Genomic DNA, 21,207 nt, shown 5'->3' on the forward strand with positions numbered 1-21,207 from the left:
TCTCGTAGAGGAAAGTGGTGCTCGAGGATGAAAAAAAAATTTAAAATATCTCACCATTTGCGCATTTTTACTTCTATAGTTGGGTGGGTAATGGTTGTATTAGGTATTATCGGTATAGCATTACCGATTATGCCAACTGTACCTTTTTTATTAGTTGCCTCGTGGTGTTTTGCTCGTTCATCACCACGTTTTCATAATTGGCTGCATGATCACCGCATTTTCGGTCCGCCAATTAAGCAATGGGAGGAAAAGCGAGTCATTCCGCTATTTTTAAAAATTTTTTCGGTGGTAAGTATTGCGGGTGGTTTTTTATCTTTTCTAGTGATGACACATCCTACGTTGTGGTTTGCTTTATTAGTTGCTACTGTTTTGCTGTTGATTGCCATTTATATTGTGACACGTCCATCTTCATAATGACAGGGTAAAGATTTTATGGGCTCAGTGCTCTTCTTATTTTTTTGGTTCTTTGGAGCTATTGGACAGAGAAGTTTTCGTCTATAAATTTTAGAATAACATTTCCATATTAGGATTTATATTAGCTGACAAGTTTTTTAAAGTGTTGGTCAATTGAATATTCATTGGCGAGCATGATATGCTCGTGAAATGATTTTGACAGCAGAGAGGACTATAAATAAAAATTTTAATCAAGTGTTTATAAAATCACTTTGATTAACGATGATGATCACATTCATAATACAATAGAGGCATTATTTGTGTGCGTTAAGAGTAAGTAGACTTTATCTGCTGCTTAGTATTGATCAGTGACTGATTTTATACAACTAACGGATGATTTAAGTCTTTATGGGCTTGAGACACGTTTTTCATTACCGAAAAAATTGAGATAACGTTGTATTTCTTGCGGATCACCGGTGGTCTTTTCAGGATTATCGGAGAGTTTTACGGCGGGTCGACCATTGGCATGAGTGACTTTACAAACAAGGGAAAGAGCGTCAAAGGTAGCAATTTCTTGGGGTGCGCATCCTACAAAATCATTAGTAAGATCTGTTCCCCACCCAAAACTCATGCGCACTCTCTCATGGAAGTGGTGATAGGTTTTTTCAATCGTATTGACATCAAGAGCATCAGAAAAAATCAATAATTTTTCGCGTGGGTCTTTTCCTTTTTCTTTCCACCATGTGATAATGCGTTCGCCACCTTCAATAGGGGGAGCACTATCGGGTCTGAAACCCGTCCAATCAGCGACCCAATCTGGTGCATTGCGTAAAAATGCTTCTGTACCAAAAGTATCAGGCAAAACAATAAGAAGATTTCCACCATAATAACGGTTCCAATCTTGCAGAACTTTATAAGGTGCTTTACGCAATTCGTCATCATTATTGGTAAGAGCAGCAATGATCATGGGCAATTCATGTGCGTTTGTACCAAGGGCTTCTAAATCTGTATCCATAGCAAGAAGGACATTGGAAGTTCCAGTAAAAGCATTGCCAATACCTTCTTTTAATGCTTCGACACACCAGCGTTGCCATAAAAAAGAATGACGACGCCTTGTACCAAAGTCGGATATTTTAATATCAGGAAATTTCTTGAGACGCTCAACTTTACTCCACATTTTTGCTTTAGCACGGGCATAAAGCACATCAAGTGCAAAACGCCCTAGTTTTTTCGTAGCAGCCCTTGAACGTAATTCACTGACAATAGCCAGAGCAGGGATTTCCCACATGGAACTATGGGTCCACGGACCATGAAAATGAAGGATATACTGGCCATCTTTACGGGTTAGTTCATATTCTGGCAGTTGAAAATTCTCAAGCCAATGGAGAAAATCTGGTGCGAAAATCTGCTTGCGTCCATAAAATGTATTACCAGCGAGCCAGATCATCTCTTTTTTTGTAAAGCGCAAACTAAGAGCGTGATCAAGTTGAGCACGCAACTCACCTTCATCAATATCATCGGCAAGACGGATTGTTTTATTGCGGTTTATAAGGGAAAAAGTAACATTTACATTGGGGTAAAGTCCCCAAATCATCTGTACCATAAGAAGCTTATAAAAATCCGTATCGAGAAGTGAACGAATAATAGGATCGAGTTTCCAAGTATGATTGTAAACACGCCTCGCAATATCTGGATGATTCATAACCCATTTTCTTTCAGTCTCATAGAATCTAAAATTATTGTGCACCAATATGGTCAATATAGGGAGCGCAGGAAATATAACAATTTTGTGGCTTTGGGCAAGAATAAAAAGGCCTGTTATTTTTTCTATTTTTAAGATTTAAGAATACGTATGATTTCATGTTGACCTGTTTTTTTTAACTTTATTCCTGCGTTAAGTGTTACATATTTTTTACAGTCAACACTAAGCATATTTTCAGATCCCCATTTTACTTTGATAGTATAGACGGCATCATAAAATTTTATTTTTGTTTCACATTCAGGCCAAGAGGAGGGTAAATGTGGTTTTAAAAACAACAGATTGCCTTGACGTTGAATCCCAAGAATGGCTTGTATCGCGGCGTAATAGAACCATCCTGCTGAACCTGTATACCATGTCCAACCGCCTTGTCCACGACGTGGTTTAATGGCGTAGATATCTGCAGCCATAACATAGGGTTCAACACGATAAACTTCAGGATTTTTACCACGGGTGATTGGATTGATCATAGAAAATATAGAATAAGCTTTGTCTGCTTCACCCATTTCAGCAAGCGCTAGAATGCTCCAAATAGCACCATGCGTATATTGTCCGCCATTTTCTCGAATGCCTGGAGGATAACCTTTTATATAACCAGGTTCGAGAGTACTTTTATCAAAAGGAGGCCAAAAAAGACGTATAATGCCAGCTTTTTTATCCCATAGATGTTCAAGCATTGAAGCCATTGCTTGTTTTTGGCGCCTAAGTGATGCCATTTTAGAAATTACTGCCCAAGATTGAGCAATGGTATCGATTTGGCATTCATCATTTATTTTAGAACCAAGAGGAGTCCCATCATCAAAATAACCACGTCGATACCAAGCGCCATCCCAACCGTTTTCTTCTAAGGATTTTTTCAAACGTTTAAGGTATGCACTCCATGTGTTAGCATGGTTATAGTCGCCACGTTTTTTGGCAAGAGGAATAAATGCTTGTAGTGTAGTACCAAGAAACCAACCCAACCAAGTACTTTCCCCTTTTCCTCCAATGCCCACTAAATTCATGCCATCATTCCAATCTCCACCTAAGATGAGAGGAAGGCCATGTTGACCACAACGTTTTATGGCAAGATCTAAAGCTAAAGCACAATGTTCATAAAGTGTTGCTGTTTTTTGAGATTGCGTATGTTGAAAATAAGCATCTTGTTGTTCTGCCTCTAGAGGAGGGCCTTCAATGAAAGCAATTGGGGTATCAAGAAATGCGTAGTCGCCAGTAGTGTTGACATAAAGGGCAGTGCCATAGGCTAACCAAACAATGTCATCAGAGATGCGTGTGCGAACGCCGGCATTTATATCAGGCAACCACCAATGCTGTACATCACCTTCGGGAAATTGATGGGCTGCAGCATTTAATAATTGTTCATGCGCTAATTGTGGTTCTAGCAATAACAACGACAAGCTATCTTGCAATTGGTCGCGGAAGCCGAATGCTCCGCTGGCTTGATAAAAAGCTGCGCGTGCTAGCATGCGGCATGCATAGGTCTGATAAGGGAGCCAATGATTGACCATAATATCAAAGGAAGGATCCGGTGTTTTGACTTGCAGTGGAGAAACAAAATCGTTCCATTGTTGTTTTTGTTTTGTAAGCAGAATTTCAAAATCACTTACACGTACTTGGTCTAGTAATTTTTCAGCTTCTTGCCTGTTTTTTGCACTGCCAAGATAGAAGATGATTTCTTTTGTTTGGTGAGGTGCTAGATCAATATCATAGGCAAATGCTGAGCAAGGATCGCAGCCTGCTTCAACTGTATTTGAAAGTGCTTCCGCTTGACGGAGTGCGCATGGATGCTTGACTGTTCCTGTAGAGCCAATAAATTCGAGACGATCGGTGGTCGTACTTGTTGGCATTTTTGATGCTGATAAAAATGCTGTTTGTTGTGATTTTTCCATGTGATAAGGATTTTGAATAAAGTGTGCGCCACGTTTAGGATCATAAGAGGGAAGAATAAAGGGAGCGTGTTTTGTACGAACATTCCCTAAAACCCATTCAACGTAATTATAAAGACGTAAGCTTCGTGGCTTTTTCCCTCCGTTTTTGATGATAAGACGTGAAAGGCGAATCGGTTTTTTCAGATCAACTGTGTGAGTAAGTTCTAATGCAATTTCTGAGTGCGTAGATTTAAAGGTTGAGAATCCAAAACCATGGCAAGCTTCATAAACAACGTTTTCATCACACTCGACAGAAGAAACTGGTGAAAAACGCTTTAAAGATACGCGATCAATAAGATAAAGTGCTTCTCCTGGGCGGTTTGAAACAGGGTCGTTCGCCCATGGCGTTAATTGGTAATCACGGCTATTGTTGGCCCATGTGAAAAGTGCTCCTTCAGCTGATACATGGAAGCCAAAGCTGTTATTAGCAATGACGTTAATCCACGGATGTGGTGTGGTTGTGTGTCCTTTAAGGCGCACGACGTAATGATTATAATGATTAAACCCGCCATAACCATTCCAATACTTTAGATCATGAGCAGGACTAAGTAAGGTTTTTTGGGGTGCGATAAGATCAATCGAAGTAAAGAGGTTTGGTTCGGTTAGTGTTGTTATTTTCCTTCTTTTATCATATTTACTGTGGCTTAGTTTATCATTAAATTCCTGATTACTGTCACGGTCAGCCAAATCAGAATCAGTATTTTTCATACGTTTGAGCTGTTCATACAAAGATCCATTTTGAGCATGAAGAATAATACGGGCTGATGCAAGTAATGTCTTGAAACTTTGTTCATTCATCTGATCGCGCCGAAGGGTAAAAATATGTTGGCGTTTATCAGTTTCAGTTGTGTGGTGACGATAGGATTCGCATACCCATTCAATAGCGCGTTGCGTATCTTGGATATAAGAAAATGTTCGCTCATTTAAAATAACCAGATCAATCATTAATCCACGCGCACACCAATATTCATGTGCTTTAAGAAGGTCACGGAGTACAGCTATATCCATTTCATTATCTAACCTTAAAAGGCAGATAGGAACATTCCCTGAAATGGACATTGGCCAAAGATCAGATTGCTTGCCAAGAGTTTTTGCTAATATTTCGGGAGGAAGACGCCATGTGCGATCTGGATAGATGAGAGGGGTTGCATATTTTTGATAAGTAATGGCTTCTTTAAGGCTGATACCGCTCTGATAAAGCGAGACTTGCGAGCGTGTCCATGCCATCGAAAACTCTCGTTGGAACATGTTGGGTTGTCGATAATGTTTCACATGATTTTGCAGTGTTTCTTTTGAGTTGGCAGCAAAAGTCCAAAAAATGAGTTCAGCTTTTTCATGCGCTGGAATTTTTACACGGCAGCGGAGTGAGATGATAGGATCTAGGACGCAGCCGTGACTCCCGCTAAAATGAGTATTTTGATCAAATGCAGCTGGTTGGTGAATAGATCGGCCACGACCTATAAACAGAGAACGGTCGGTTTCAGATTCTGCTTCTGGGATAGTTCCTGCTGCATCGGTGACAAAATGGGTGATATGGATTTCGGGATCGTTAGGCGCGCGTTTGCGTCTTTTAGCAAAAATTGTTCCTCCTGAATCAGCAATTTCTGTTTCTATAAACATATGTGAGAAAACGGAATGGATGCAGTCACTATTCATTGTTGCGAGTGCTAATTCACCATAAGAGGTAACTTCAATAAGGCGATCTTTATTGGTTGTATTCATAAGCTGGAGGCGTCGGCCTTCACCGTCATTTTCGGATGTAACGAGACATTCAAGTGTTGATTTGATGCCATCAACCATTTTCATATATTCAGCTTTTTCATCTGTAAAAATGCAGACAGTTTCTTCTTCGGTAACGCGTGTTGGTTCACCAGTCACAGACCACCAGCGTCCACTATGTGTATCGCGCAGGAAGAATAAAGTACCTTGTTGGTCTTCTGCGATATCAGGAATAAAGCGCGTGATCATGTAATCATACCAACGGCTATAGCCGGAACCATTTGCTGTCAGCATTGTAGAATAAAAACCGTTGGATAGAAGCAAAGTTGCACGGGGTTTGAGAAGCGGGTTAGTTATAATGCGTAAAGGTGTGTCATCAAACTCCTGAGACTTATTGTGCTCAGGATCAATAGCATTGGTGTGAATGATAGGAATTTGACGTGGAGCTCTTTCTTGTAATAACAATTGTGTTGCTTCAATGACTGGATCACGATGAAAGCGATTACGCATTTGCCCGTCAAAAATGACATTGTTGATAGCAAGAATTGACATGCCATGATGGTGTGCATAATAATTGCGTACAACGGCGTATTTTTCTCCCTTTTGCACACGTGAAGGGGTAAAATCGAGGGAATCATAATAACCATATGTCCCTAAAGCTCCAAGATCTCGCAGTCTTTTTAAATTTTTTACGGCATATGTTGGCATGTATTGTGCTGCTAAAAAGCTTGCGTAAGGAGCAATAACTGCATTGCGTGAAAGACCGCGTTGCAATCCAAGGTTTGGATCTCCAAAGCTGGCATATTGGTAATTCATTAAATGATCACGAGCGTTAAATGCAGCTTCTGAAATACCCCATGGCAATCCTCGTTTATGCGCGTATTGTATTTGGTGACGAATAATTAATCGATTGGTTTGATCGAGTATAGATCCTAAAGGTTCGTGCATGATGAGAGATGGCATAAGATATTCGAACATGGATCCAGACCATGATAAGAGAGCTCCTTTCCAGCCAATCGGGATGAGTAATCGACCGAGATGAAACCAATGTTTGAATTTGATATCACCTTTCGCGATAGCAAAAAAGCTTGCGAGGCGCGCTTCTGAAGCTAGAAGGTCATAACAGCCTTCATCAAGCTTATTTTCCTGAACACGATAGCCAATAGATAAGAGTTGCCGTTCAGGCTGCTCTAAAAAATTAAATTCCATATCAAAGGCTATTTGTCGTGCATTTGCAGCTAAAGTGTTTAATTTTTGGCGCATTTTTCCGGTATCATAGTTGCCGGTAGCATCATGATGATGAGCTTCGCAGGTTTCTACAAGGCATTTGGCCCAAGAGAGCATGTTGGCCGATTCTGTTGTTTGAATTTTTTGATCCAGTGCGGCTACTAAGTGGACAATATCACGGGCTGAAATTGAGAGATTAATGGTGCGAAAAGGAATAGTGTTTGGATTTTCTACGAGAGACTCAATGGCGCAATGAAAATTAACTATACATTCTTCGATTCGTTTGCGTAAAGGACGTAAAATATCTCGATCATCTGGAATTTCTTTAAGATTTTCTTCAAGAATATCTCTGACATCAAATAAACCCGCTAGATCACTTTGCAAAAAAATACGAGGTGTTTGGGCCCATTCACTCAAAGCAGAAGAAAGTGTTACCAAATGGCCGGCAAGGTTACCTGAATCAACGGTTGAAATATAGGTTGGCAAGAGAGGTTTGAGTGTGTCAGTTGCATACCAATTATAGAGATGACCACGGAATTTTTCTATTTTTGCAAGTGTGCTTAAAGTACATTCGATGCGTGTAATGGTCTCTTCAAAACTAATCCAGCCGAAATCACGTGCAGCAATAGTGGAAAGTAGGTAAACTCCAATATTTGTAGGTGAAGTGCGTTGAGCAACGATAGGTTTGGGGTCTTCTTGGAAATTATCGGGTGGTAAGTGATTATTTTCTGCATTAACAAAGGTTGCATAATAAAGCCAAGTTCTTCTTGCAATACGTCGGAGTATTTTTTTATCATCTGAAGATATATCAAGCGTGTCTTGAGATGTTGATGGTTGGCTAACAATCCATGCAATTAAGGGTGAGAAAAACCAAACTAGTCCGAAGGGCAAAGCGATAAAGCTTGCTGAGGAATGTGAAAGTATAGGCAGTGTTACAGCAATAATCCCAATAAGTGATGCTGGCCACATTGTGAGGACGTAGAAGTCTAAACTATTAGGAATTGATTTTGTTGCAGCGGAGGTTTTCCATTCAAGCAGATGTTGTTTTGAAATCATCATGCGGTAAAGCGTGCGAATGATTGCATCAGTCATAAAATAAGCTGAGTGGGCAATAAATGCAGTTTTGAGAAATATATCTGCTCCCGTAAAAGCAATTTTGCTCAAAATTGATTGGAGGTGCCCACACCAAAAATGATTAAGGCTGGAGGGAATAATGGTTTGGAACACGCCCAAAATTGAGGAGATGAAGAGACTAAGTAACAAGAATATTTGCCAGACAAGTGCTGTCTTTAACGGTAAAAGAGACCACCCTGTGATTACTGCGATGAGCCATAAAAGTGGTGTGAGAGAACGGCGCAAATTATCCTGCATTTTCCAACGAGTAATAAGATTGACCTGACGCCAACGTAAGAGGTAGGGCAATAACTGCCAGTCGCCACGAATCCAACGGTGATGACGGGTAACATCAACATTATAGGCTGTTGGATAATCCTCAATTATTTCTACGTTAGTCACCAGTGCGGCACGTGCATAACTTCCTTCTAAAAGATCATGACTGAGAACAGTATTTTCTTTAATTTTTCCATGAAGTGCTTTTTCAAATGCATCAATATTATAAAGACCTTTACCAGTGAAAGTTCCTTCTCCTAAAAGATCTTGATAGGTATCAGATACAGCAAAGACATAAGGATCAATGCCACGATTGGTAGAAAAAATCCTTTGCAGAATTGATGTTTCTTTTCCTGAGGTAAGAGAAGGTGTGATACGGGGTTGTAAAATGCCGTAACCTTTTACAATCCTCCCACTTTGGGGATCAAAAATGGGAGAGTTGAGTGGATGGTTAAGTTTTCCAACGAGTTTTGCAATGCTTTCAGGGGTGAGACGTGTATCTGCATCCAAAGTCATAATGAAACGGCAATCCATGGGAAGATGTGGATCTGGGGCGTAGAAGCTTGTATTTTTATCTCCTCTTAATAAGAGATTAAGCTCATGGAGTTTACCACGTTTACGTTCCCACCCCATCCAACATTTTTCGCTAGCATTATAAAGACGCCGACGGTGTAAAAGAAAAAAGAGGGGAATATCATCACGACGATAACGATAATTAAGTTTAGCGATACTATTTTGCGCATAGTGTAGCAGATCAAGATCATCTTGTGTTTGCTCGAAGGGAGAGTCACCCCAATCCGTAATGAGGGCGAAATGAATAGCCCCTTTTGGATTAGAAAGATAATGCACTTCAAGATTACGCACTTGCTCATCAATGTAATCACGTGATGTGATTAAAGTAGGAACAACAACCATTGTGCGCGCGTGTTTGGGAATACCTTCTTTATATTCATAACCAATAAGCTGTTTTGATGGAGTAAACCATGAAACAAGAGTATTAAAGAGAGAAAAAGCAGCATCCATAGCAGGAAAAACTGCTAAGGCCATAAAAAGAATCGTTCCCACTGGTGTTAAGTCTGATGTCCGTAATAAAACATAGACTGTAAGTAAAAGAGCGAGCGTTAAAAGAGAAACAGGAAGTGCAATGGTTCCTATTTTTAAGAGACGGTAAGCACGCATCCATTTTATAAAAAGGGGTGGAGAGTATCCACAGGCTTTTTCAAAAATATAACGCCCATCGTCGACCAAATACCATCCAATAGAGGAACAGTTATGATAAGAATTATATTCAGAGGTAGAATTTGTTAATTCTAAAGCTTTACGTGCGACTTCAACCTCGCTGAGAGAGGAACGGTGTGCAATTGTTTCGATCACTTGTCGATAGACATTGCGTGAATGAGAATCAATTTCAGAAAAATCGCTATTTTCACGCAAGATAAAGTCAACAGGACTAACAGTTTCAAACCATATTGTCCAATCAACATCATCAATGGTTTTGAGGGCACGAATAATATTGCCAATGGTTACACCATCTGCTGCTTGATGGGTATGTTCATCAGCGGTTGCAATTTCTGGACTTCTACCTTGGCGATGTAATTGTTTTTCAAGCCAATTTAATGCCACTGTTGAATCGACAGATGCGCCTCGTAAACGGTAGAATAAATGGGCTGAAAAGGTCGAATCTGCGGTTAATTTTTCATAAAGAGTGAAAAGATTGTGTAATTGGGTTTCATTTTCTGCAAGAGCAATGTTATCAGCCACCTGATTAGCAAGATGACGCATATGCTGTGTTTTCTCAATACGCAATGCAATACGACGCACATTTTCAATTAACAGCATACGGACAGCAGAAGGGAGAGCCCATAATTCACCAATTGTAAGATTACAAATTTCTTGAAATCCATTGACTATAGCGGTGAGTGTTTCTTGTGAAAATCTGCTATCTGTATGCGCGATATAAAGCCAAGCTAAAGCAAAAATACGGGGAATTTGAGCTTTTTTTTTATAAAGGGGAAGTTTCTTTATGAAGGATTGGGGGAAGTCGTAGAGCAGCTGTTGTATGGTTTTGTCAATGGTATAATGGTTATCAATAAGCCATTGAGCAGAGGGTGCAATAGTTTCATCATTCCGAGCTGCAATATTGCTGGTGCGAAAGGCATAAAGAATAAGTTTGGCATTTTCGATCAAGCGGTTACGAAAATCATTTTCTCCTTCATATTCAGGAAGCAAAATTTCTTTTCTAGAGGCTATATCTGCTCCTAATTTATAGAGCTCTTCTTCCGATTTATAAGTTGAACGAATAGGAAAGTTGGTTTCAGTAGGATAGCAAACTTTTGTTTTTTGAGAAAAAACACACTTCATAAAAGATATTGTGGGTGCCATAATATTATATTGCCATTCAATGATACGGTTTCTTTTTTATTCAACAAACTGTTGGCATTTTAGCTTAATAATAAACTTTTTATTTTTATTTGGAAGTATTTGCGGTTTTTTGGTCAGATGATTGAAAAATTAAAAAGGATGTTTCATTGAAGAATAAAAAAAGGTCGCTAGTTTTTCTAGCGACCTTAGTTTTAACTATTAATCTATTAATCTTGTTCTTGCTTTTTTAAAGCTGCACCAAGAATCTCACCAAGAGAGGCGCCTGAATCTGTTGAGCCATATTGAGCAACAGCTTCTTTTTCTTCTGCAATTTCTAAAGCTTTAATGGATACTGAAAGTTTGCGTGTTTTCTTATCAAATGCAGTAATGCGAGCATCAACTTTTTGACCAATAGCAAAACGTTCAGGACGTTGTTCGTCACGATCACGTGCTAAATCAGCTCGGCGAATGGTTGTTTCAAGATTGTGATCAACCAATTTTACATCAATGTCATTCTCATTAACTGCAACAACTTCGCACGTCACAACAGCGCCTTTGCGAAGTTCTCCAGCAGCAGCTGCTTCTCCAACTTTATCGTTAGAAAGTTGCTTAATTCCAAGAGAGATACGCTCTTTCTCAACGTCAACATCAAGGACAACGGCTCTAACAACATCACCTTTATTGTAAGTATCAATGACTTGTTCACCAGGACGATTCCAATCAAGATCGGAGAGGTGAACCATGCCGTCAACATCTCCCTCAAGCCCAATGAAGAGACCAAATTCTGTTTTGTTTTTGACCTCTCCTTCAATTTGTGAATTCACAGGAAATTTATTAGCAAAAGCGACCCATGGATTTTCAAATGTTTGCTTTAAACCAAGAGAAATACGCCGTTTAGAAGGATCAATTTCAAGAACAACAACTTCCACTTCTTGTGATGTGGAGAGAAGTTTTCCAGGGTGAACATTTTTCTTTGTCCAACTCATTTCGGAAACATGGATAAGCCCTTCGATTCCTGGCTCTATTTCAACAAAACCACCATAATCAGTAATGTTTGTAACAGCACCAGTAATTTTTGTACCAACGGGATATCTAGCACTGATGCTTTCCCAAGGATCACTTTCAAGCTGTTTCATTCCAAGAGAGATACGGTGTGTATCTTGATTGATGCGAATAATTTGGACTTTAATAGTTTGACCAATTGTGAGAACTTCAGATGGGTGGTTAACACGCCGCCACGCCATATCTGTGACATGTAAGAGACCATCAATTCCACCAAGATCAACAAAAGCCCCGTAATCAGTGATATTCTTAACCACACCTTCAACGATTTGGTTTTCTTCAAGATTTTGTACGATTTCTGAACGTTGTTCAGCTCGGCTTTCCTCTAAGACAGTACGACGTGAAACAACAATATTGCCACGACGACGATCCATTTTCAAAATTTCAAAGGATTGTGAATTATGCATGAGAGATGAAACATCGCGAATGGGGCGAATATCAACTTGGCTGCGAGGCAAGAAAGCAACAGCGCCATCGAGGTCGACTGTAAAGCCTCCTTTCACTTGACTAAAGATAACACCATCGACGCGTATACCAGCATTGAATTTTTCTTCTAAACGAAACCAGCTTTCTTCGCGCCGTGCTTTTTCACGGGATAGAACCGCTTCACCCATTGCATTTTCAATGCGTTCAATATAAACTTCGACTTCATCTCCAACTTGTAAAGAACCGTCTTTTCCTTTAGCTCCAAATTCTTTGAGTGGAATACGTCCTTCGACTTTAAGTCCAGCATCAATAATCGCCATGTCTTTTTCGATTGCAATGACACGGCCTTTAACAACGGATCCTTCATTAAGATCATTGGTTTGGAAAGATTCCATTAAAAGGGCTTCGAAATCCGCTGTTGTGGGGTTGTATTGTGACATAAGAACTCCTGATACATACCTTAATTATAAAAGGTATAAGCGCTAGGTTAGTGTTGATACGGGGTGACTTCATGCCTTTTTCCTTAATATAGGAAGAAAAATCAGCGCTTGGCCGGAAATCACCTTGACGACTTCATACAATTATACGCGCTTTTATGGTTGGATCAATAAAAGCGCATGCAATTGTAAATGTCGCTTCTATACTCAATTCTGACGTATCAAGCAAGTGGGCGTTATTTGCTGGTTTTAATGGGCTTTGTTTGCGGGTTATATCGCGACTATCACGTTGTTCAAGTTGAGCTAGGATTTCATGATAATCTGCTTGAACTCCTTGTTTTAAAATTTCTTGATAGCGACGTTCTGCCCTTGTTTGAACATTGGCTAGAACATAAAGCTTAACATCAGCATCGGGGCAGACAACGGTACCAATATCGCGGCCATCAAGAACGCTTCCAGGAAAAATTTTAGTAAAGTTACGTTGTTTAGCAACAAGAATTTCACGTACAGCTGGGATAATTGCTATTTTTGAAGCGGCTTCGCCAAGTTCATGAGAAGCAAGAACAGCTGGATTTAAAGTGTTAAAATCAAGTTCTTTAGCACAAGCAAGCGCATTTTTTTCATCATCAAGAGCAAATTTTTGTTGTAACAGTGCATAAGCAACACCGCGATAAGTGAGACCGGTATCGAGATGGCGAAGACAATAATGCGTAGCAATTTTTCGTGCTAATGTCCCTTTTCCTGATGCTGCTGGCCCATCAATGGCTATAACAAAAGGTTTCAAGAAATCTTCCCCCCCAGTCTTTTTATGAAAGGAACAAACTCTGGAAAGCTGGTAGAGATCATTCTTTTGTCGTCAATAGTAACAGGTTTTTCTGAGACTAACCCAAAAACTAGAAAGCACATGGCAATTCGATGATCAAGATGCGTGGTGACCTTTCCACCACCCAATCCTTTTGCGGAGCCTTTTCCATGAACAATGAGAAAATCTTTACCTTCTTCACAATTCACGTTATTAATTTTTAGTCCTTGAGCAATTGCAGACAGTCGATCTGATTCTTTAACGCGCAATTCTTCAATTCCTAGCATAATGGTTTTGCCTTCAGCAAAGGCTGCTGCTACTGCCAAAGCGGGATATTCATCAATCATTGATGGTGCACGTTTTTTGGGCACAGTGACACCCTTTAGCGTTGATGATTTAACACGCAAATCGGCAATATCCTCTCCACCTGTTTGGCGTTTATTTAAAAGTTCAATTTGAGCGCCCATTTCCCATAATGTTTCGATAAATCCTATTCGAGAAGGGTTTATAAGAACATTCTCAAGAGTAATATCAGAGTCTTCTACAAGGAGGGCTGCGATAAGTGGAAAAGCGGCAGAAGAGGGATCACCTGGGATATTAATTACTTGTCCAGTAAGGTGTGGTTGACCGCCGAGATGGATGAAACGTGTTCCTTCTGCATCTGTTTCTATCTCAAGTTCGGCACCAAATGCTTTTAACATTTTTTCTGTATGATCTCGTGTGAGAATCGGTTCAATAACAGTTGTGGTACCAGCGGTATTGAGTCCAGCAAGTAGGATTGCTGATTTAACTTGGGCGGAAGCCATTGGAATACGGTAGCGAATTGGGCTAGCCATTTTCGGACCATAGAGTGTTAAAGGGAGATGATCACCATATGTTGCTTCAATTTCAACACCCATTAATCGTAACGGGTCTAGGATACGTCCCATTGGACGTTTGGAGAGAGAAGCGTCACCGATAAAGGTTGTTTTCATATGATAAGGACCAACCATCCCCATGACTAAGCGGGCACCTGTGCCAGCATTGCCGAAATCTAAAGGTTTTTGTGCAGCCAATAGGCAACCATTTCCGGTTCCTCGAATAATCCAGAGATCATCTTTTCTGTGAATGCATGCACCCATAGCTTGCATAGCAGCAGCTGTATTAAGAACGTCATCGCTTTCAAGCAATCCGTGGATATGTGTTTCACCACTTGCTAATCCTCCCAATATGAGGGATCGATGTGAGATTGATTTATCTCCTGGTATTGTAATTCTTCCAGAAAGACTGGTAGATTGGTAGGAAGTCATGGGTATTGTTTTTTGCATAGAAATTATATTTAATTTTATCTAAATTTTGTTGAATTAAGCATCCTTTAGCACATGCTTTGAGAAGCGTCATGAGAAAATCCGTGTGAAACGACGTATTTATCTTTGACAAAGGCATTATCTTTCGATTAAGGAGCATGAAATTTATGTTTAATGAATGATAGCTAACCAAAGAGGCACTGTCCATGGCAAAACAGGAACTTGGAACAAAACGTGTTGACCCGGAAACGGGAAAAAAGTTTTATGATCTTAACCGCGATCCTATTGTGTCACCTTATACAGGGATTTCTTATCCGCGTTCTTATTTTGAGGTTGTGGCAGCTGAAGCAAGTAGTGAGGAAGAAGTTGATACTGAAGAACTTGATACAGCGCTTGAAAAATCTGCCTTTATGCTTCTTGAAGAAGATGGAGATGATTCTAAAGATGATGATATTCCTGACTTGGAAGATAGTGATGTGGACCTCGGTGATGATGATGATACGTTTTTATCTCACGATGAAGATGACGATGATGATGATGTTACTGGTATTATCGGAGGTGGTGTTGCTAACGATGATGATCTTTAAAAAAGGTCAGAGTGTATTCTTTTCATTGAATGCAAATTCCTCTTGATCTTCAATTTTTCTCGTTCTAGAAAATTGCTCTGAGGGTTTTTTTCGTCCTTTTGGGAGATGATCCGTCTTTATGTGGGGCTATAGCTCAGCTGGGAGAGCGCTTGCATGGCATGCAAGAGGTCAGCGGTTCGATCCCGCTTAGCTCCACCAAAAAGATTCTATTTGTTTAATAAAGCATCAGCATTTACTTTATTGGAGAGGTGCTACTTGTAGCCATAGTAATTGCCGATTAATAATTTCTCCACGAATATCAAGATTGTTCTTACGGATAGCGGAGTATATTTTCCAATGATTTCGTAATGCCTCTGTATACACTTATGTTTGTTATGAATTTTTATAGTTTATAAGATTCAAGCGATTTTATTGTCATAAAAGTGAACGACCAGTTTAATGCTATTTTTGTGATACGCACCAAAAGAAGAGCGAGCAGTTTATCATTTGTGGCATAATGCATAATACTTATAAAAGCATTTGGAGAGAGGTGTTATCAATAGAGGTTGTTTTTATACGATAAAAATCAACCCTTGTTGCTCTAACGCAAATAAATGCTTATTCTAATATTATCGCTTAAATACAAGGGTTTTTGTGCAGCTAAAAGGCTGTTATTATAGGATTCTACTTTCTTAAAAAAGTTTTACTGGATGATGTGCTGTTGAAAAAGGTTTATACAGGGTTTCTAGTTTTGTGATTTAAATGTCCCAATAGAGATATTATTCTTTATTCATGCGCGAGAGCTCTTGTTTTTAAGGTTAGCTTGCAGCACAACAGAGAAAATGGAATTATTTGAGGGGAAAAAAACAATGCCTTCTTACCGTTCAAGAATATCGACTCATGGGCGCAATATGGCAGGTGCCCGTAGTCTTTGGCGTGCAACAGGGATGAAAGAGACCGATTTTGGTAAACCAATTATTGCGATTGCGAACTCTTTTACGCAATTTGTACCAGGGCATGTCCATTTAAAAGATCTTGGGCAATTGGTGGCACAAAAAATAGCGGCTTCTGGTGGTGTTGCAAAAGAATTTAACACAATTGCGATAGATGATGGAATTGCTATGGGGCACGATGGAATGCTTTATTCTTTGCCTTCACGTGAAATCATTGCTGATTCTGTTGAATATATGGTCAATGCCCATTGTGCTGATGCACTTGTCTGTATTTCCAATTGTGACAAGATTACGCCTGGCATGTTAATGGCTTCTTTACGGTTGAATATTCCAACAATCTTTGTTTCAGGTGGTCCTATGGAAGCAGGTAAGATTAAATGGAAAGATCAAAATCTGAGTGTTGATTTAGTTGATGCCATGATTGCTGCAGCTTCAGAAAATAACTCAGAAGAAGAAGTTGCTGAAATGGAGCTCGCTGCTTGTCCTACATGTGGTTCTTGTTCAGGAATGTTTACTGCTAATTCTATGAATTGTTTAACCGAAGCATTAGGGCTTTCTCTCCCTGGAAACGGTTCAATATTAGCAACGCATGCAGACCGTCGAATGCTTTTTGAAGAAGCTGGACGACAAATTGTTGCGTTGGTTAAGCGTTATTATGAAGAAGACGATGAAACAATTTTACCGCGTTCTATTGCTTCGCGCAAAGCTTTTGAAAATGCAATGACTGTTGATATTGCCATGGGGGGATCAACCAACACAGTTTTACATCTTTTAGCAGCGGCACAAGAAGGTGAGGTGGATTTTACCATGACAGATATTGATCGCCTTTCGCGTCATGTTCCTGTTTTATGTAAGGTTGCACCTGCTGTTGCCAATGTGCATATGGAGGATGTTCATCGTGCTGGTGGTGTTATGGGGCTTTTGGGTGAATTAGATGCAGCCGGACTCATTGATACATCTGTTTACACGGTGCATGCAAAAACAATGAAAGAAGCTCTCTGTCGATGGAATGTAAAACAGACAAATGAAACAACGATTCATGAATTCTATCGCGCTGCTCCAGGTGGTATTCCAACGCAAACGGCTTTTAGCCAATTTTACCGTTATGATACTCTTGATCTTGATCGTGAAAAAGGTGTAATTCGCGATATTGAACATGCTTATTCGCAAGATGGAGGATTAGCTGTTCTTTATGGAAATCTTGCAGAAGATGGTTGCATTGTAAAAACAGCAGGTGTTGATCAGTCGATTTTAACTTTTAAAGGTCCAGCAAGGATTTTTGAGAGCCAAGATTCAGCTGTTTCAGCGATTTTAACTGATAAAATTAAGTCAGGTGATATCGTTTTAATCCGTTATGAAGGTCCGCGCGGTGGACCTGGAATGCAAGAAATGCTCTATCCCACGAGCTATCTCAAATCTAAAGGATTGGGAAAGGTTTGTGCACTTGTAACCGATGGTCGATTTTCTGGAGGATCTTCAGGGCTTTCTATCGGACATATTTCACCCGAAGCGGCTGAAGGAGGTGCAATTGCTCTGGTAGAAGAGGGAGATATAATAGAAATAGATATTCCTAACCGCACTATTCATATGTTGGTAAATGATATTGAGATTATGCGCCGTCGTGCCAAAATGAAAGAAAAAGGAAATGCCGCTTGGCAACCAGTTGAGGAGCGTAAGCGTAAAGTTTCAAAGGCGCTTCAAGCTTATGCAGCTATGACAACTTCTGCTGCTAAGGGTGCAGTTCGGAGCATATGATTTAAGTGAGGAATCCGGTTTATAAAAGATGCATAGGGAAGGATTTTGTGAGGCATTATTTAATAATATTCCAAGCTGGTTATTTTATATGCTCTAGAAGAATATTTTAAACTAGAATGGGTAAGATTTTAGCAAAAAGGTAAAAGTGGAGTGATACGATTATTGAGCATTATGAATTTCTTTTTTGTATAAAAACAAAAAATTGGTTTCAGAAGGTATTACTCCATTGTTTTCTCAGCATTGACTTTAGTGCTTCTTAAAAGACATCGCGTAAAAGAGATGATAGTACAGCGAAAAGTCAATACGAGTTAAACTCTCAAGAGAAAACACCCTCTTTGATTTCCTATAAAGGATTTAGTGTTTTTCTAGTTGTTTGAGGCGATAAAGTGCTTCTAAAGCTTGTTTAGGAGAGAGTTCATCAGGATGGATATTTTCTAATGCTTCATGAAGCGCATAATGTATTTGTGTTTCTTGATTGATAGGAGATATTGCCTTAAGAGAGAAGAGTGGTAAGTCGTCAATTAATTTATGTCCTTTTCCAGCCATTTCACTTTGCTCTAATTGATGGAGAACATTTGTAGCACGTGTAATGACCGCTGCGGGAAGTCCAGCAAGCTTTGCAACTTGTACCCCGTAAGATCGGTCAGCAGCTCCCGATGTCACTTCATGAAGGAAAACAACCTCGCCATTCCAATTTTTGACTTTCATTGTTACATTATGGAGGCGGTTAAGCTTCTCGGTAAGTGCTGTCATTTCATGAAAATGTGTGGCGAGAATAGCACGACACTGATTAACTTCATGAAGATATTCAACAGTTGCCCAAGCAATTGAAAGCCCATCAAAAGTTGATGTCCCCCGCCCGATTTCATCGAGAATAACAAGGGAATGGTGGCTTGCATGATTAAGAATTGTTGCTGTTTCGACCATTTCCATCATAAAGGTTGAGCGTCCCCGTGCGAGATCATCAGAAGCACCAACACGACTAAATAAGCGATCAACAACGCCAATATGTGCTGATGTGGCTGGAACAAAAGAACCCATTTGCGCCATAATAGCGATAAGAGCATTTTGCCGCAAGAAAGTTGATTTTCCTCCCATGTTTGGGCCTGTCAACAGCCAGATTGCTGCATATTGATGATTTTCTTGCACAGAGAGGTCGCAGTTATTAGCAACAAAGGGTTCGGCTGCTTGCTTTCGAAGCGCTTGCTCTACAACAGGATGACGTCCTGCGGTAATATGAAAGGTAAGTGACTGATCAATTTTAGGACGACAATATCCTTGTTCTTCAGCAAGATGTGATAAAGCAACGGAGACATCCAAAATAGCAAGCGCTTCGGCAGCGTTACGAATAAAGTCAGCCTGCTCGATAATTTCATGAACAAGAGTGTCAAAGATTTCCAGTTCAAGGGTCAGTGCATGGTTAGCTGCATGGGCAATACGGCTTTCCAGTTCGGCAAGTTCAGTGGTGGTAAAACGCATAGCGTTTGCCATTGTTTGTCGGTGAATAAAACGCGCTTTTGCTTGTGAGGTATTTGTGAGAGCTGACGCTTGTAAATTGGTTACTTCAATGAAATATCCTAGGATATTGTTATGCTTTATTTTAAGTGTTTTAATATCTGTTTCTTGGGCATATTTTTCTTGAAGTTGAGCAATAACACGGCGTGATTCATCGCGTAGAGCGCGCATTTCATCGAGTTTTTGGTGATAATGGGAACGAATAAAACCACCATCACGTTTAAGCAAAGGGAGATCATTAGCCAATGCTTTCTCTAAATGCAAATGCAAGGCAGCGGGTAAATGTGAGAATACTTCTTGTACATCACTTATTTCCTCTGGGAGCAATTCATTGTTAAGAAGCTGATTAAGTTGACAAATAATTTCAAAACCACGCTGAATTGCGGCCATATCACGCGGCCCTCCTCGTCCAAGAGCCAAACGTGAAACTGCACGGGGCATATCTGGCCCCCCTTTCAAAATGAGTCTTATAGCTTCTGCAAGAGATGTACTACGCAGAAAAAAGGCAACCGAATCTAGGCGCTTATCAATAGCCGAAGGTATCGTTAGGGGAGCAATAAGGCGGTCGACAAGAAGGCGTGATCCCCCTCCTGTTACAGTACGATCAATGGCTTTTAATAAACTTCCATCACGTTGACCGGATGTTGTTCGAACAAGCTCAAGACTTAGCCTCGTTGCAGCATCAATGAAAAGGGTAGCACTCTCATTTTGGCGTTCAGGGCGCATAATGGGAGGGCGGTGAGTAATTTGTGTTTTTTCGATATAACGAATAGCAGCAGCGATTGCAGAAAGTTCTGGACGTGAATAATCGGCAACACCTTCAAGGGTTGAGAGTTTAAAATAATTGCAAATATCCTGTTCAGCGGTGATTGTGTCAAAAAGATTAGCGGGTTGCGGTGAAGCGATACGATCAAGAACATTAAAAAGCGATTTATGAAATTTATCATGGAAAAAGGAATCGGCGACAATGATTTCTTGTGGATCCACACGCATAATGTCTGCTAAAAGTTTTTCATGGCGACTTTCTGTTACACGAAATATACCTGTTGAGATATCAATCCAGGAAAGGGCAAACTCTTCTCCGTCGCTGGTTTTTATGCGGGCAAGTGCCATTAGATAATTTGCGCGTGTTGGATCAAGAAGCTTTTCTTCTGTTATAGTTCCAGGTGTGACAAGGCGCACAACATCTCGCCGAACAACGGATTTTGAACCACGCTTTTTTGCTTCTGCAGGGTCTTCTGTCTGTTCACAAACAGCAACACGATAACCGTGAGCAATGAGTTTTTGCAAATAATCATCAGCAGCATGAACGGGAACACCACACATAGGAATATCTTCACCCAAATGTTTTCCACGTGTTGTGAGTGTAATTCCTAAAGCCTGAGCTGCTTCGACTGCGTCATTAAAAAATAATTCATAAAAATCACCCATACGGTAAAAGAGCAGGGAATCATTATTAACTGCTTTGATTTCTATATATTGCTCCATCATTGGTGTAAGGCGCTGTTTATGAAGAGCAGATGAGGAGGACGGCTGTGGGATTGAATTACTTTTATGATCGTTTTTTTTATCCATTTTTACGTTCTTGTTTCCTTCAAGTAAATCTTGGATGCCCTTTTTTGTTTACTT

9 protein-coding genes and 1 tRNA gene are annotated in these 21,207 nt (G+C 40.1%); 4 read left to right on the plus strand and 6 right to left on the minus strand.

The genetic code is table 11. From position 1 onward, the window contains the following. The first annotated feature begins 27 nt into the window (after positions 1–27). The gene (locus V4P57_RS08840) at positions 28–414 is read left to right on the plus strand and encodes a YbaN family protein (RefSeq protein ID WP_455466156.1); all 387 of its coding nucleotides are present in this window, start codon (positions 28–30) and stop codon (positions 412–414) included. Positions 415–799: 385 nt separating this feature from the next. Here V4P57_RS08840 and pncB read toward each other — a convergent pair whose 3' ends face one another. The 5 genes from pncB to aroA all read right to left on the minus strand — a co-directional run bounded on the left by pncB (position 800) and on the right by aroA (position 14,810). Next, positions 800–2,095 (minus strand): nicotinate phosphoribosyltransferase, encoded by a 1,296-nt coding sequence (gene pncB / locus V4P57_RS08845; protein ID WP_455466157.1) that lies wholly within the window; start codon positions 2,093–2,095, stop codon positions 800–802. 131 nt (positions 2,096–2,226) lie between these two features. Then, positions 2,227–10,797, minus strand: coding sequence for a GH36-type glycosyl hydrolase domain-containing protein (locus V4P57_RS08850; RefSeq protein WP_455466158.1), 8,571 nt, complete (start codon positions 10,795–10,797; stop codon positions 2,227–2,229). A 206-nt stretch (positions 10,798–11,003) separates the two neighbouring features. After that, entirely contained in the window at positions 11,004–12,704 is a 1,701-nt protein-coding gene (gene rpsA / locus V4P57_RS08855; RefSeq protein WP_455466159.1) for a 30S ribosomal protein S1, read from the minus strand. A gap of 133 nt (positions 12,705–12,837) precedes the next feature. Then, positions 12,838–13,485 carry a (d)CMP kinase gene (gene cmk, locus V4P57_RS08860; RefSeq protein ID WP_455466160.1) on the minus strand — a complete coding sequence of 216 codons (648 nt, stop codon included), beginning with the start codon at positions 13,483–13,485 and terminating at the stop codon, positions 12,838–12,840. Next, positions 13,482–14,810 (minus strand): 3-phosphoshikimate 1-carboxyvinyltransferase, encoded by a 1,329-nt coding sequence (gene aroA, locus V4P57_RS08865; RefSeq protein ID WP_455466161.1) that lies wholly within the window; start codon positions 14,808–14,810, stop codon positions 13,482–13,484. The genes cmk and aroA overlap by 4 nt, the downstream gene beginning before the upstream one ends. Before the next feature lie 185 nt (positions 14,811–14,995). On the opposite strand from aroA, the gene V4P57_RS08870 reads away from it, so the two are divergent. From V4P57_RS08870 to ilvD, 3 genes are all read left to right on the plus strand, one after another. Continuing rightward, the gene (locus V4P57_RS08870) at positions 14,996–15,376 is read left to right on the plus strand and encodes a TIGR02300 family protein (protein WP_455466162.1); all 381 of its coding nucleotides are present in this window, start codon (positions 14,996–14,998) and stop codon (positions 15,374–15,376) included. 122 nt (positions 15,377–15,498) lie between these two features. Next, positions 15,499–15,574, plus strand: a tRNA-Ala gene (locus V4P57_RS08875). Positions 15,575–16,224: 650 nt separating this feature from the next. Next, the gene (gene ilvD / locus V4P57_RS08880) at positions 16,225–18,063 is read left to right on the plus strand and encodes a dihydroxy-acid dehydratase (protein WP_455466997.1); all 1,839 of its coding nucleotides are present in this window, start codon (positions 16,225–16,227) and stop codon (positions 18,061–18,063) included. Positions 18,064–18,417: 354 nt separating this feature from the next. Here the strand turns inward: ilvD and mutS are convergent, their stop codons facing one another. Further along, on the minus strand, positions 18,418–21,153 hold the full coding sequence (mutS, locus tag V4P57_RS08885) for a DNA mismatch repair protein MutS (RefSeq protein ID WP_455466163.1): 2,736 nt from the start codon (positions 21,151–21,153) through the stop codon (positions 18,418–18,420). Between the last annotated feature and the right edge of the window lie 54 nt (positions 21,154–21,207).

The organism is Bartonella sp. B39, assembly GCF_053795145.1.